Origin of the sequence: Rouxiella badensis, from assembly GCF_026967515.2 — a bacterium.
Lineage (GTDB): Bacteria > Pseudomonadota > Gammaproteobacteria > Enterobacterales > Enterobacteriaceae > Rouxiella > Rouxiella badensis.
The window spans coordinates 195,675-208,439 of sequence record NZ_CP114062.1 but is presented as its reverse complement, the minus strand read 5'-3'; the positions used below and the strand labels follow the sequence as shown (position 1 = coordinate 208,439).

Sequence of the window (12,765 nt, the reverse complement as noted above, 5' to 3'; positions counted from 1 at the left end):
GAATGTCCGCAATGAAACCTTCACCGAGCTATACCCTGCTTGCCCTGCTGTTGGCCTCAGCGTCGCTTTCCGCGCAGGCAGAAGAGAAAATCACCTTCCTGACAAACTGGTATGCGCAGGCCGAACACGGCGGTTTTTACGAGGCGCAGGCCAAGGGGATTTACAAGAACGCCGGTCTCGATGTCACCCTTAAAATGGGCGGCCCGCAGGTTAACGTGATGCAACTGATGGCCGCCGGTCAGGCCGACTGTACTCTGGGCGACAACGGTCAGGCGCTGGAAACTTGGCAGGCAGGCGTGCACGCGGTGACGGTTGCAACCGTGTTCCAACATTCGCCAACGGTGTTTATCAGCCACGACAAGGTGAATAAGCCCGAAGAGCTGAAAGACAAGACCTTCCTGCTGGCGACTGAGGCCTACACCTCTTTCTGGCCGTGGGCCAAAAGCGAGCTGGGTCTCGCCAACGCCAAAATCCGTCCTTATACCTTCAGCGTGCAGCCGTTCCTGGCCGACAACAACCTGGTGCAGCAGGGCTACGTGACCTCGGAGCCTTTCTCGGTTGAAAAGGGCGGCAAGCCGTTCTATGTCTACCCGCTTAGCGACTGGGGTTATCCACCTTACGGCAACTCGATTATCTGCATGGCCGACACCGTCAAGAAACGCCCGGCCGCGCTGGCTGCCTTCATCAAGGCGTCGATGCAGGGTTGGAAAGCCTACTTGCAGGACCCTACGGCGGGTAACGAACTGATCCGCAAGGATAACCCACGCATGGGCGTCGACCAGATTGCCTTCGGGATTGCACAAATGAAGAAATACCAACTGGTTACCGGCGGTGATGCTCAGACCGGCGGCATCGGCATCATTACCGTGCCACGCCTGAAAGAGACCTGGGACATGCTGGTCAAAAACAAGCTGATCGACCCGAGCAAGGTGCCGTTTGACCAGACCTACAGCCTCGACTTGATCAAAGACGCAAAGGTCATGCCATGAATACCGCCCCCAATCTGACGGTGATAGGCGAAGAACGCCCCCACCACGCGCTCGGCACACCGGCCATTGAGGTGCTGTCGGCGGAGAAAATATACAGCAACGGCACGCGCGCGCTGCTGCCGGTGAATCTGACCATTAATCAGGGTGAGTTTGTGACGCTGCTCGGGCCGTCCGGCTGTGGAAAAAGTACGCTGCTGAAAATGGTTGCCGGACTGGTTGAACCGAGCGACGGCAAGCTGATGCTGTGGCGCAAAGATAGCCGCGAGAAGGCGCAGGTGCCGCTCTCCTTTGTGTTTCAGGAGGCGACACTGATGCCGTGGAGCAACGTGCATAACAACGTGCGTCTGCCGCTGGACCTCGCCGGTGTGCCGCGCGCCGAAGCCAATACCCGGGTCAGCGAGGCGCTGGAGTTGGTCGGACTGGGTAAGTTCGCCAAGGTGTTGCCGCGCGAGCTTTCGGGCGGCATGCAGATGCGCGTGTCGATCGCCCGAGGGCTGGTGACGCGCCCGAAACTGCTGCTGATGGACGAACCCTTTGGCGCACTGGATGAAATCACCCGCAACAGGCTCGACAGCGACCTGTTGCGCCTGTGGCGCGAACAGGGCCTCACCGTGGTCTTTGTGACTCATTCAATCCACGAAGCTGTGTTCCTCTCGCAGCGGGTGATCATGATGGCAGCGAGGCCGGGCCGCGTGGTGGAAGACATCGCCATCAACGAACCTTTCCCACGCGACGAGGATTTTCGCGTCAGTCCCACCTTCGCACGCTACGCCAGACAGCTACAGGACAGTCTGCTGCAGGCCAGCCAATCGGGTATGGAGTCATAAGATGAATACTGCCAAAACGTCACCGTGGATGAGTAATCCTACTTTTCGCAAAATTTTATATCCGACGCTGGTTGCCGTCGCCGTGATCCTGCTGTGGCAGGGCTGGGTCAGCTATTTCAAGATCCCACAGTTTCTGGTGCCCTCGCCGATGGTGATGCTCGAGAGCCTGTGGATCAATCTCGGTTCGCTGATGATGTCGCTGCTCTATACCCTGAAAATCACGGTGATCTCATTCCTGCTGTCGATAGTTATCGGTGCACTGGTGGCCTTCGTGCTGGTGCAGAACCGCTTTGTAGAAACCGCGCTGTTTCCCTACATCGTGTTCTTACAGGTCACGCCGATTGTCGCTATCGCGCCGCTGATCATTATCTGGGTCAAGGACACGACGCTGTCGCTGGTGGTGTGCTCGACGCTGATGGCGGTGTTCCCGATCATCTCCAACACCACGCAGGGGCTACGCAGCGTGTCGCCGGGACTGCTGAGCTATTTCCAACTGAGTCACGCTAGCCGTCTGCAAATTCTGCTGCGCCTGCGCATACCTTCGGCGCTGCCTTACTTCTTTGGTGCGCTGCGCATTTCCAGTGGTTTATCGCTGATTGGTGCCGTGGTGGCGGAATTTGTGGCCGGTACCGGTGGCAATAACACCGGGCTGGCGTATCAGATTTTACAGGCCGGATATCAGCTGGATATCCCGCTTATGTTCGCCGCACTGCTGTTGATTTCCCTGACCGGTATCGCGCTGTTTGGGGTGATGTCATGGATCTCCCGCCGTGCACTCCGCGCCTGGCATGAAAGTGAAGCGGTGCAGTCACATTGACCGTCGCGCAAAGGTTTTAATCGATTGAGGGAAGAAGATGGAAAGTGAACAACGCAAACAGGCGGTAGCGCAGATACAGCAGGCGCTGCCCGACCTCGAGTGGACGTTGCAGGCCCCGAAGGTGAAACGCATGTCGCGTGACTTTCACTGGTTTAGCCCGGTACTGAAACGCCAGCTTGAAGACAAGCAGGCCGATGCGGTGGTACGCCCTAGCGACGAAGAAGAGCTGCGCCTGCTGGTGGCAGCCTGCGTGCGGCATCAACTGCCGCTGATTATGCGCGGGGGAGCGACCGGCAACTACGGTCAGCTGGTGCCGCTCGAGGGCGGGATTCTGGTCGACATGACGGCGTTTAATCAGGTCTGTGAGTTCGGTAATGGCGCAGTACGTGCACAGGCCGGGATCAAGCTGGCAGAGATTGAAACCCACACCCGTCCCCATGGATGGGAGCTGCGCTGTATGCCGTCCACCTATCGTCTTGCCAGCCTCGGCGGCCTGTACGGCGGGGGCTTTGGCGGTATAGGTTCCATCAACTACGGTCCGCTGGGTGCGACGGGCAATGTACTCAGCGTAAAAGTGATGACCGTTGAAGCCGAGCCGCGGGTGCTCAGCGTACCCGCACCTCAGGCCCTGCTTTTGCATCACGCTTATGGAAGCAATGGCATTGTGCTCGAGGTAGAGCTGGCTCTGGCACCGGTTCATCGTTGGATTGAACGTCTCGACGCCTTTGATGACTTCACCGACGCACTCGATTACGCCGACGCGTTGGCCCGCTCGCCGGGCCTGGTTAAACGCCAGATTGCGCTATTTGCTGCCCCGATCCCCAGCTATTTCAGCCACCTGAACGGCAGCTATCGCGCGACACAGCACGCGGTCATCAGCGTCGTCGCCCAGGAGAGCGAAGGGTTGAGTCATGGTTTAGTCGCGCGCTTTAACGGCCATAACGCGGTCCGTCAGACGGCGGAGGAGGCGCGCGAGACAAATACCTCACTGCTGGAATATTGCTGGAACCACACCACGCTCCATGCGCTGAAAGTCGACAGCTCATTAACCTATTTACAAACAGCTTTTAATTATTCTAATTATCGCCAACAAATAATTAACATGAATACCTTATTTGGCGATGAAGTTATTTCGCACATTGAGTTTCTGCGCGATAACGAGGGAAATATCACCGCCAGCGGTTTGCAGTTAGTACGTTATTCCACCGAGGAGAGACTGAATGAAATAATGCAAATCTTCCGCGAGCGTGACGTAAAAATAAACAACCCGCACGTTTTTCAAATTGAAGACGGTAAACAGGGAAATATCCGTCCGGAGGTGGTTTCCGTTAAAAAATCTCTGGATCCCAATGGGTTACTTAATCCCGGAAAGCTGCGCGGCTGGGAAATACGCGACCAGTTAATTATTGATGATAACCCTCTCTTATTGACTGACCGATAAAAATAACTATTATGCCCCCGCCCCTTTATCGGTGCGGTGGCAACCGTTTGCGTGCAATCCGGGAAACAACAAATATTGGCAGCTTTTTGCTGCTCGCAAATGATACTAATTTTGACAGGATGAGATACATGACAATGAACAAATTCAGCTTCTCTTTGAAGCTGGGCGCGCTTTTGGTTTCACAGGCACTCTTTATGGGGCACGCACTGGCCGCCACAACACCCGCAATGTCAGACTGCGACGCCGGCGTCGCCGACTCACTGACCCAAATGTTCACCTGTGGTTCGGTACACGGTAGCCTGCGTATGCTCGACTACTCAACGCACAACGCCTATTTCTCGAAAGGTTACTCACAGGATACCTTCAGCTACGGCGGCAGCGTTAAATATACCACTGCGGAATACTACGGCCTGAGCCTCGGTGTAAGCGGCATCTTCCAGCGTGGTATCGACCACAATCAAGACCATCTGGTAAGCGAACTGGGTCCAAACGAGACCAACTTCGGCGAAGCCTACCTGAGCTGGCACTATCAAGATTTCCGCATTACCGCCGGTGACCAACGCCTCAACATTCCGTTCCTCGGTGATTACGACTGGCGTATTACCCCGATTCTGTACCGCGGTATCGACGCAAACTATGGCGACGCCGACAACTTCCTGCATGCCACCAAAGTGACCCGCTTCAAGCCGTGGGGTGACGATCAGTTCCTGAACACCACCGAATACACCGATGCAGACGGCACCACCAACGGCATGTGGGCTATCGGCGGCGGTCGTGCGCTCAAGCTCGACGACAAGAAGCTGACTGGCCAACTGTGGTATGAAGACTACAACAACTACACCAAGATGGTGTACGCCGACAGCTACCTGTCTTGGTCGGATCTCCCTTCCCAACCCAAGATTGGCCTACAGTTTATTCGCGGCGTGAGCGACGGCAAGGCGTTAGCAGGTGAAGTGAACAGCACCAGCTACGGCGCACAGTTCGCGATGAACTTTACCCCGTCTCTGCGTTGGTCTCTGAACTACGACCACATCGCCGCCAGCGATAACGCCTACGGCGACGGTGCGCTGGTAACGCCTTATGCGCACAACAGCTCTTCTGGCCCGTACTTCGCACAGCCGTTCTTCACCAGTACTCAGGACCTGGGCAGCGGCAACGCCTACTCTACCGACTTGAACTGGACGGCGACCGAGAGCATTTCTGTCGGTACCCGTTACTCGTTCATGGACCTGACCGCCAGCTCAGGCGCGTCAAGCAGCAACCAGTCCGAATATCTGGTCTACGGCACTTACAGTTTTGGCGGCGTACTCAAGGGCCTCAGCGTGACCGATTTCGTGGGCGTGCAGACGACCTCGACCTCGGATGCAAACTTCTGGCAGAACCGTCTGGCGTTGGAATACGATTTTTAATTAGAATGAATTTCCCGGGGAGGCTTCCCCGGGAATATTATTCTTAGAGGAGTCGCTATTGCCCATTCAAATCCGCCCGTATCAGGAAGCCGACCGCCCCTTCTTACGCACCCTGTATTTGGCATCGCGCAAAGAGGCTTTTTTTTGGTTGGACAGCAGCGACTGGAAGCTTGAGGATTTCGACCGCAAAGTCATTGGCGAAAAGGTGATTGTGGCCGAGCAAGACGGCAAAATACTGGGTTTCGCGTCGATTCATCTGCACGAAAACTTTCTGCATAACCTGTTTATCTCTCCTGACGCACAAGGTCAGGGCGTCGGCAGCCACCTTCTCGGCATCGTCGAGCAAAACTTCACTCGCACCGGCTCACTGAAATGCCTGGTCAAAAATGAGAAAGCCGTCACCTTCTATTTAAGCCGTGGTTGGGAAATTATCTCCACCGGCGACAGCGAGACGGGTGAATATTACCTGTTTCATTTTCGGATCAAACGGTAGTCTGATTTAAAACAATTCAACGACAAGTAATCACTGCTATACCTAATTAGTCACATTCAGTTACTAACAGGTTAACAATGAAAACATACAACAAGGTTATGCTGGCTTCCGTGCTGGGCGGACTGCTGGTGCTCAATGGATGCAGTTCTCAGGTGACGAAACCCGAGAAATATTCCGGATTTTTAGGTGATTACTCGCAGTTAAAGCCGGTGACTACGCCTTCTGGCAAAACGGTGATGCGCTGGATAGATCCGTCGTTTAACAAATCTCACTACACCTCCCTGTTCTACCAACCTCTGACTTACTTCCCAACGCCTAAACCCACCGATCAGATAAGCCAGGACACGCTCAACGGCGTGCTCGACTATGCCAATACCCGGCTGAAAACGGCGATGCAAAGACGGCTGCCTCTAACCAACACGCCGGTCCCCGGCTCGCTCATCTTCAAAGGGGCGATTACTGGCGTGAGCACCTCGACGCAGGGAATACAGTTCTATGAGGTCATCCCGGTGGCGCTGGTTATCGCGGGTACACAAACCGCGACCGGGCATCGTACCAAAAATACCGAGCTGTTTTTCGAAGGCGAGCTTATCGATGCTGCCACCGGTAAAGCCGTCGTTAAAGTGGTACGCATGGGAGAAGGCAAATCGGTGCCGAACTCCTCTCAACAGGTCACGGTTAACGACCTGAAAAGCGTCATTGACAATATGGCGGTTGACGTGACGCAGTTTAACGAAGCTGCGCAGTAATCGTCTCTGAACTCCCGGCGGACAACGCGGGCCACCGGGAGGCAGAAAAATATTGATCGAGCACTGACGCTCCCCCATGCAGTCAGGCGCAGACCTCAAAATAACGGGTCTAATCCCTTGGCCTGATAGGCGTTGGCGGCGCTGCTGGACTGTAAATGCTTGAGGAATTCTCGGCTCAATGCCGGATTTTTCGCCTCTTTAAACACCGCGGCGGAGAACGACGTGGGTTTCTGCACCGCGTCCGGCAGGCGGCCCACTATTTCGATGCCTTGTACCGCCAGCAACTCGCTTATCTGCTGAATCGCCAGGCTCGCCTCACCGGTCAGCAGTTTTTCCGCCGTAAACCCGCCGGGGAGAGTGGTGGCTTTGGCGTTGATCTCGGCGGCAATGCCCAGTTTCTCAATCAGTGATTTGAAGTAGATACCGCTGGCACCGCCGAGTGAATAGGCCACCGAACGGGCCTCCAGCAGCGTGGCGATGAACGCCGCTTTGCTGGAGATATCAGGATGCGCTTCACCCGCTTTCACCGCGATGCCAATGTTGGACTCGACCAGCTCAACGCGGCTGTCGGCGTCGACGATACCTTCCGCAACCAGTTCATCCATTGCGCTGACCGTAACCAGTGCGACGTCGGAACGAAACCCGCTGCGGATGCTCTCCATAATCACCGACGTTGTATCCCACTTAACCTGCACTGCGTGACCCTGCTGCTCCCACGCGGGTAAAATTTCTGCATCGAAGGGCGAGCGCACCACGAATGCGCAAATAACCTCTACTGGCGTTGCTTGAGTCATTGTCATTTATCTCATGATTTATCAGGTCGTCGCGTTGGGCTTCCTGAAGGGGAGTGATAGGGATTGTGAATTTCATCCGCGCCTAAAATGCGAGGGTTCACGTCCGCTGCTTTCAAAATACCTGAACGGCTAGCTTTCTAAACATCTGGCAGCAAAAAAATCTCTTAACCAACGGTGGGCTACGTCACGATGGCAGCGCTCGTGCCACAGCATCGCCATTTCAAAACCCGGTATCTCGATGGGCGGCTCGAAGATCTGTAGCGTGCTGTTCTCCTTGACCAGTCGCGCAGGCAGCATCGCAACCAAATCGGTGCTCGCCAGCGCGGAGAGCGCAAACAGAAAATGTTGAACCGACAGCACCACCTTTCTCTTCAGCCCGGTTTCTTCGAGCATTTTATCGGTGATGCCATAAAAACCTCCGCCCTCTGGCGAGACCATCACGTGCTCGAGCGCGGTAAATTCGGCAAGCGTAGGCCGCTTGGCCAGGCGGGGATGCCCCTTGCGGCTGACCAAGACATAACTTTCGTCAAACAACTTTCTACGCCGCAGACCTGCCGGAACGCCGTCGCCGGTGTGAAACAGCACATCGATATCGCCCTGCTCCATTTTTTTGGCCACCCCCGCAGGCTGGGTCTCAAATATTGCTAGCCGTGCGTGCGGTGCAACCGCGCGGAATGCGCTCAGCGTGGGAAGCAAAATGGCCGACTCACCGTAGTCTGACGCCGATACGTTCCACGTTTTGCTGCTGATTGCAGGATTAAATTCGCTATCGGGAGATACCGCGCGCTCGAGCAGTTCGATGGCCTCACGCAGCGGCTGGCGGAGTTCGTCGGCCTTGGCGGTCGGCAGCATCCCTCTTGGGCCGGGAAGCAAAAGCGGATCGTTAAAAATATCACGCAGTTTAGCCAGCTGAACGCTTACCGACGGCTGCGAGAGATTCAGACGCTGCGCCGCTCGCGTGACATTATGCTCGGTCAGTAGCGCGTCGAGCGTCAGCAGCAGGTTGAGATCCATTCTCCTGAAATTGTTCATGGCTATACCTGTTATATTTTAAATTCATTTCTACTATACCTCACGGCCACCTACTCTGCGTTTATCACTTAACGGAGAGTTTGCGATGAATATCCTGATTGTTTATGCCCACCCTGAACCCCAGTCGCTGAACGGTGCGCTAAAAGATTTTGCCGTAAAACGGCTCGAAGACGCAGGCCATCGCGTTGAGGTTTCAGACCTCTACGCGATGAACTGGAAGCCGCAAATAGACTCGGCGGACAACCTCGCCTACGTCAATGATGGCCCGTTCAACCCCGCTGTCGACTCCCGCCGAGCCTATGAACAAGGCACGCAGAGCCAGGACATCGCCGCCGAGCAGGAGAAGTTGGCCTGGGCCGATGCGGTGATTTTCCAGTTCCCGCTGTGGTGGTTCTCAATGCCGGCGATTATGAAAGGCTGGGTTGAGCGCGTGTATGCCTATGGCTTCGCCTATGGCGTCGGAGAGCATTCGGACAGCCATTGGGGCGACCGCTACGGCGAGGGGAATATGGCGGGAAAACGCGCCATGCTGGTCGTGACCACCGGCGGCTGGGAATCGCACTACAGCGCACGCGGTATTAATGGTCCCGTCGACGATCTCCTTTTCCCAATCCAACACGGCGTGCTGTATTACCCTGGTTTCGACGTGCTGCCACCGCTGGTGTTTTATCGCACCGGCAAGACCGATGAAGCGCGTTTCCGGCAGCTTTGTGACACCTATGGGCAGCGACTGGATACGCTGTTTAGCACCCCACCTATTCCCTATCGCCAGCAGAACGGCGGGGACTATGAAATTCCGGCGCTGACGCTGAAAGAGGCGTTCGCCGAAGGTCAGAGAGGATTTGGGGTACATTTGAAGGAATAAAAAAAAGCCCCCGAATCTCTTCGGGGGCTTTCATTTTCACCAGGCTAATTCATTAATAAATAATGAATTTATTCCCATTCGATAGTCGCAGGTGGTTTACCAGAGATATCGTAAACAACGCGGGAAATACCGTCGATTTCGTTGATGATACGGTTTGAGCAGCGGCCAAGGAAGTCGTATGGCAGATGCGCCCAGTGTGCGGTCATAAAGTCGATGGTCTCTACTGCACGCAGTGAAACAACCCAGTCGTATTTACGGCCATCGCCCATCACACCGACGGAACGCACCGGCAGGAACACGGTGAATGCCTGGCTGACTTTATGGTACAGGTCGGCTTTGTGCAGTTCTTCGATGAAGATAGCATCGGCGCGACGCAGCAGGTCACAGTACTCTTTCTTCACTTCGCCCAGTACGCGAACACCTAGACCCGGACCCGGGAACGGATGACGATAAAGCATGTCGTAAGGCAGGCCCAGTTCCAGACCAATTTTACGCACTTCGTCTTTGAACAGCTCTTTCAGCGGCTCAACCAGACCCAGCTTCATCTCTTTCGGCAAACCGCCAACGTTGTGGTGAGACTTGATCACGTGCGCTTTGCCGGTAGCAGAGGCCGCAGACTCGATAACGTCAGGATAGATAGTGCCCTGCGCCAGCCATTTCACTGCGTCTTGTTTACAGGCTTCTTCATCGAAGACTTCAACAAACACGCGGCCAATGATTTTACGCTTGGCTTCAGGATCGTTCTCGCCCGCCAGAGCAGACAGGAAACGCTCTTCGGCAGCAACGTGGACGATGTTCAGACCGAAACGGTCACCGAACATTTCCAGAACCTGGTCGGCTTCATTCAGACGCAGCAGGCCGTTGTCAACGAAGACGCAGGTCAGGCGGTCACCGATTGCACGGTGCAGCAGCATCGCGGTAACGGAAGAGTCAACGCCACCGGACAGGCCGAGGATCACGTGGTCGTTGCCAATCTGCACTTTCAAACGCTCAATCGCGTCTTCGATGATTTTAGCCGGGGTCCACAGCGCTTCACACTGACAGATATCGATGATGAAGCGTTCCAACATGCGCAGGCCCTGACGGGTGTGCGTCACTTCCGGGTGGAACTGCACGCCGTAGAAGCGCTTTTCTTCGTTGGCCATAATGGCAAACGGGCAGGTGTCGGTGCTGGCAACGGTAACGAAGTCTGAAGGGATCGCGGTGACTTTATCGCCATGGCTCATCCACACATCAAGCAGCGGCTTGTTGTCGGCGCTCAGGGCGTCTTCAATGCCACGAACCAGGGCGCTGTTGGTCTGCACTTCAACCTGTGCATAGCCAAACTCACGCTCGGTTGAGCCTTCAACGCGTCCACCCAACTGCATTGCCATGGTCTGCATGCCGTAGCACACGCCAAGAACGGGAACACCGGCTTCGAATACGTAATCCGGCGCGCGCGGGCTGCCTTCTTCGGTGGTGCTTTCCGGGCCGCCAGACAGGATGATGCCGTTCGGGTTGAATTCACGGATTTGAGCTTCGGTCACATCCCAGGCCCAGAGTTCGCAGTACACGCCGAGTTCACGAACGCGACGCGCTACCAGTTGGGTGTACTGGGAGCCGAAATCGAGGATAAGAATGCGATGCTTATGAATATTTTCACTCATGCGGGTGATTTTCCAGAGCGGTTAAAGTTTTAAAAAAGAACTAAGAAACGGGTAACCCGGCCGAAACCGGGTTTAACACAGACTCAATCAACTCGATCAAGGGGCCAGCGAGCCAAGGCAAAAGGGACTTAGGCGAAAAAAGCGCAGTTTACATGCGTAAATGAGCATTTTTGAGCCTGAGTTCAACGCAGTATTGCCGAAGCGCAGCAGCCCCAATAACCAAATTAAGAACCCATGCGATAGTTTGGTGACTCTTTGGTAATGGTTACGTCGTGTACGTGACTTTCCTGAATACCCGCGCCGCTGATACGAACGAACTCAGCCTTGGTGCGCAGGTCCTGGATAGTAGCACAACCGGTCAGACCCATACAGGAGCGCAGGCCACCCATTTGCTGGTGAACTATCTCTTTCAGGCGGCCTTTGTAGGCAACGCGACCTTCGATACCTTCTGGTACCAGTTTGTCAGCGGCGTTATCGCTCTGGAAGTAACGGTCTGAAGAGCCTTTGGACATCGCACCCAGTGAGCCCATACCACGGTAAGACTTGAATGAACGCCCCTGGTACAGTTCGATCTCACCTGGAGATTCTTCGGTACCTGCCAGCATGCCACCAACCATCACGCAGCTTGCGCCCGCCGCGATAGCTTTAGCGATATCACCGGAGAAACGAATACCGCCGTCGGCAATAACCGGAATACCGGTGCCTTCCAGCGCTTCAACCGCGTCAGAGACGGCAGTTATCTGTGGAACGCCTACGCCGGTAACCATACGAGTGGTACAGATTGAGCCAGGGCCGATACCCACTTTAACCGCGCTCACGCCAGCCTGAGCCAGTGCCAGAGCACCTTCGCCAGTCGCTACGTTACCGCCAATGATTTGCAGATCAGGATATTTTGCACGCGTCGCGCGAATACGTCCGAGAACGCCTTCGGAGTGGCCGTGTGAGGAGTCGATCAGCAGTACGTCAACACCTGCAGCAACCAGTGCGTCGATACGCTCTTCGTTACCAGCACCTGCGCCAACCGCAGCGCCTACGCGCAGGCTGCCGTTTTCGTCTTTACAGGCGTTAGGTTTACGCTCTGCTTTCTGGAAGTCTTTAACGGTGATCATACCCAGAAGGTGGAACTGGCTGTCGACAACCAGCGCTTTCTCAACGCGTTTTTCGTGCATTTTCTGCAGAACAACTTCGCGAGATTCACCTTCTTTAACGGTCACAAGACGCTCTTTCGGGGTCATGACCGCGGTCACTGGCTGGTCCAGGTCGGTCACGAAGCGCACGTCACGACCGGTAATGATACCGACCAGCTCGTTGCCTTCGGTCACCACAGGATAACCTGCGAAGCCGTTGATTTCGGTGAGTTCTTTAACCTGACGCAGCGTAGTTGCTGGCGTTACGGTCTTAGGATCGGCAACAACGCCGCTTTCATGCTTCTTAACGCGGCGAACTTCTTCAGCCTGACGCTCAATAGACATGTTCTTATGGATGAAACCCATCCCGCCTTCCTGAGCCAGGGCAATCGCCAGGTTCGCTTCGGTAACGGTGTCCATGGCTGCAGACAGCATAGGAATGTTCAGACGGATTTTAGAAGTCAGCTGAGTACTGAGATCGGCTGTGTTAGGCAGAACTGTGGAATGGGCTGGAACAAGGAGAACGTCGTCAAACGTTAGTGCTTCTTTCTTTAAACGTAGCATGGGCAATATCTC

At 55.1% G+C, this 12,765-nt stretch carries 12 protein-coding genes; 8 read left to right on the top strand and 4 right to left on the bottom strand.

Features of this window, described 5'->3' with window-relative positions; translation table 11 throughout:
* The first annotated feature begins 11 nt into the window (after positions 1-11).
* The 7 genes from O1V65_RS01155 to O1V65_RS01125 all read left to right on the top strand — a co-directional run bounded on the left by O1V65_RS01155 (position 12) and on the right by O1V65_RS01125 (position 6,725).
* A complete protein-coding gene (locus tag O1V65_RS01155; RefSeq protein ID WP_017492376.1) occupies positions 12-989 on the top strand; it encodes an ABC transporter substrate-binding protein in 978 nt (325 codons plus the stop codon).
* Positions 986-1,816 carry an ABC transporter ATP-binding protein gene (locus tag O1V65_RS01150; protein WP_017492375.1) on the top strand — a complete coding sequence of 277 codons (831 nt, stop codon included), beginning with the start codon at positions 986-988 and terminating at the stop codon, positions 1,814-1,816. The genes O1V65_RS01155 and O1V65_RS01150 overlap by 4 nt, the downstream gene beginning before the upstream one ends.
* 1 nt (position 1,817) lies before the next feature.
* Complete coding sequence (locus O1V65_RS01145) at positions 1,818-2,633, top strand: ABC transporter permease (RefSeq protein ID WP_017492374.1); 816 nt, start codon at positions 1,818-1,820, stop codon at positions 2,631-2,633.
* Between the two features lie 37 nt (positions 2,634-2,670).
* Entirely contained in the window at positions 2,671-4,074 is a 1,404-nt protein-coding gene (locus O1V65_RS01140) for an FAD-binding oxidoreductase (RefSeq protein ID WP_165429301.1), read from the top strand.
* A 128-nt stretch (positions 4,075-4,202) separates the two neighbouring features.
* Positions 4,203-5,483: an OprD family porin gene (locus tag O1V65_RS01135; protein WP_017493885.1), complete on the top strand. Its 1,281-nt coding sequence runs from the start codon at positions 4,203-4,205 to the stop codon at positions 5,481-5,483.
* Between the two features lie 58 nt (positions 5,484-5,541).
* On the top strand, positions 5,542-5,976 hold the full coding sequence (locus O1V65_RS01130; protein WP_017493886.1) for a GNAT family N-acetyltransferase: 435 nt from the start codon (positions 5,542-5,544) through the stop codon (positions 5,974-5,976).
* A gap of 77 nt (positions 5,977-6,053) precedes the next feature.
* The gene (locus O1V65_RS01125) at positions 6,054-6,725 is read left to right on the top strand and encodes a DUF3313 domain-containing protein (RefSeq protein WP_269130097.1); all 672 of its coding nucleotides are present in this window, start codon (positions 6,054-6,056) and stop codon (positions 6,723-6,725) included.
* Between the two features lie 95 nt (positions 6,726-6,820).
* Here O1V65_RS01125 and O1V65_RS01120 read toward each other — a convergent pair whose 3' ends face one another.
* A complete protein-coding gene (locus O1V65_RS01120) occupies positions 6,821-7,525 on the bottom strand; it encodes a molybdate ABC transporter substrate-binding protein (protein WP_269130096.1) in 705 nt (234 codons plus the stop codon).
* A gap of 123 nt (positions 7,526-7,648) precedes the next feature.
* Positions 7,649-8,551 (bottom strand): LysR family transcriptional regulator, encoded by a 903-nt coding sequence (locus O1V65_RS01115; protein ID WP_026110794.1) that lies wholly within the window; start codon positions 8,549-8,551, stop codon positions 7,649-7,651.
* An 85-nt stretch (positions 8,552-8,636) separates the two neighbouring features.
* On the opposite strand from O1V65_RS01115, the gene O1V65_RS01110 reads away from it, so the two are divergent.
* On the top strand, positions 8,637-9,416 hold the full coding sequence (locus O1V65_RS01110) for an NAD(P)H-dependent oxidoreductase (protein WP_017493890.1): 780 nt from the start codon (positions 8,637-8,639) through the stop codon (positions 9,414-9,416).
* A 68-nt stretch (positions 9,417-9,484) separates the two neighbouring features.
* On the opposite strand, the gene guaA is transcribed toward O1V65_RS01110, so the two are convergent.
* The gene (gene guaA, locus O1V65_RS01105; RefSeq protein WP_017493891.1) at positions 9,485-11,062 is read right to left on the bottom strand and encodes a glutamine-hydrolyzing GMP synthase; all 1,578 of its coding nucleotides are present in this window, start codon (positions 11,060-11,062) and stop codon (positions 9,485-9,487) included.
* A gap of 224 nt (positions 11,063-11,286) precedes the next feature.
* Complete coding sequence (guaB, locus tag O1V65_RS01100) at positions 11,287-12,753, bottom strand: IMP dehydrogenase (protein ID WP_017493892.1); 1,467 nt, start codon at positions 12,751-12,753, stop codon at positions 11,287-11,289.
* Between the last annotated feature and the right edge of the window lie 12 nt (positions 12,754-12,765).